The sequence below is a fragment of the Paenibacillus agaridevorans genome, from assembly GCF_003112455.1.
In the GTDB taxonomy this organism is placed as follows: Bacteria; Bacillota; Bacilli; order Paenibacillales; family Paenibacillaceae; genus Pristimantibacillus; species Pristimantibacillus agaridevorans.
In genome coordinates, this window is sequence record NZ_BDQX01000040.1 from 1 (window position 1) to 1,954 (window position 1,954).

Annotated in this window: 1 protein-coding gene and 1 pseudogene; both read right to left on the reverse strand. The window is 42.8% G+C overall.

Annotated features, from left to right (window positions below):
* Window positions 1-103: 103 nt before the first annotated feature.
* Entirely contained in the window at window positions 104-1,627 is a 1,524-nt protein-coding gene (locus PAT3040_RS03965) for an ABC transporter substrate-binding protein (protein WP_108991623.1), read from the reverse strand.
* Between the two features lie 141 nt (window positions 1,628-1,768).
* Window positions 1,769-1,954, reverse strand: a pseudogene (locus PAT3040_RS03970) (ribulokinase); the annotation flags it as partial.

A 1,954-nucleotide genomic window follows, 5' to 3' on the forward strand; every position in this document is an offset into this window, starting at 1 on the left:
CCCGCTATCCACTTTTTCACAGTCGAATCAGACTCCTTCTCTGATATAATCATCAGTCTGAGCGCTTTTATGGCCCAGACTGATTATCCCCTGCATTCTAGTGTTATTTACTTCCTAACCATAGATCCAATTGTTTCTGTTTTTCCGCAATAATCTTATCCGATCCTGCTTCTTTTAGCTTGGCAATAAACTCGTCTAATACAACCGCCGGATCCACACTGCCTGTATCCAACGCTTTTGCATATTGCGAAACTACCGTGTTTACTTGTGCCAATTCTGTTTTTACATTTTCAGGATCGAAACTGAATCCCAGGATCGGAGAAATATCAGCGTTTAGATTCATTTCCTCTGTTTTTTCCCATGCGCCAACTTGAGCGGGATCCGTGTAATAACTATTGAATTGATTGCCGAACATCCAATCTGTCAATGGATTATAGCCTGTGTTATCCGGATTTTTTTGTATCAAATTCTCAGAGACTTTTGTATAATGCACACCTTCAATACCATGACAGATGAGGTTATAAAGCTCTTTATTTGTATTAATGAGTTCTAGTAACATCATGGCACGTTCCGGATTTTTGGACGTTTTGCTAATCGCCGTCATTGTTCCATTTGCTTTATTCGTTGTGATCAATGCTTTCGTCAAGGACTTGGCCAAGACAGGCTGACCCCATTTCGCTTCGTCTTCAATTTCAACGCCTGGCTTAATCGGATAAGAGATTACTCCAGCGAATGATCCTGACTTCAGAATTTCATTAGAAAACGATAGTGTAGATTGATCCTTGCGAATTAGCCCCTTGTTATACCATGAATGCATGAGCTCTACGAATTCTCTATATTCATCAGATTCAAATTGATTAAATACGGTTAACTTGTCATCATGAATACGAATGACCCCTGGACTTCCATCATCCCCAATATTGTCGAACCCATCAATTGCACTGCCAGGCACAAAAATATACGGACTATTCTCTTCGCCTTCCGACACCTGCGTTAAAAACGGCTCTAAATCGGCTACTTTTTGAATGTTATCGATATTCAAGTTGTATTTATCGGCCAAGTCTTTTCTTACCTCGATGCCAACTTGTCCCGCAACAATCTGCCAGTTAATCGCACCGTAGATTTGTCCTCCGACTTTTGCCGCGTCCCATATTTTATCGGGAATGGTGCTCTTCAGAGTTGGCGCGTACTGCTCTAGCAAATTATCTAGAGGAAGATAGGCGCCTTTAGAGATACCTTGGTAAAAATTGCCTACCCACGGTGCAACAAATGCCAAATCGAACTCGTCTCCGCCAGCCTGCATCACATTCAGCTTTTGCGTGTAGCTAGCCCAATCAATCGTGATCAGCTTGATCGTTGCATTCATTTTTTCCTTCGTAATCTTATTCATTGCTTCTTGGATAAGAGCAACATCCTTCTGAGGCGTGCCGGGATAGTACCATGTTAATTCTACAGGCGGAAGCGCAGAAGGTTCTAACTTTGACTCACTGTTTGACTCAGTTGCGTTGTGCTTTGGCGAATTTGTAGATGCTTCGGAACCTGTATTCTTTGCCCCTGCACAGGCCGTTAGTGCCAGTGTTAAACAAATCATTAACACTAACGATACAATATTCATCTTTCTAAACATTCAAGACCAACCTCCCATTTTTTTGCAATATACTCCGGATTTGTTCCGGTGTTTTATTTTTAGCTGTATTTGTAACGTAAGACAAACCTAAAAATAAAAGAATCATGCAATATCTAGCGACGTAATACATTCAAAAATGAATCATTTTATTAAAAGGGAGGGATTCCCCGTCTGCTCCTTGATCGCCTTCAGGCGCTTCATCACGTCGTTGGCGCCGCGGCCGAAATAGTCGTGCAGCGCGTAGTACTCCGCGTACAGCTTGTCGTAGACCGCGACGTTCGCCGGAATCGGCTTATACGTCTCCTCGCGGACGCGGGCCATCCGCTC

Coding starts and splice junctions, on each gene's coding strand:
- PAT3040_RS03965 (WP_108991623.1), bottom strand. CDS start 1,627: ATGTTTAGAAAGATGAATATTGTATCGTTAGTGTTAATGATTTGTTTA.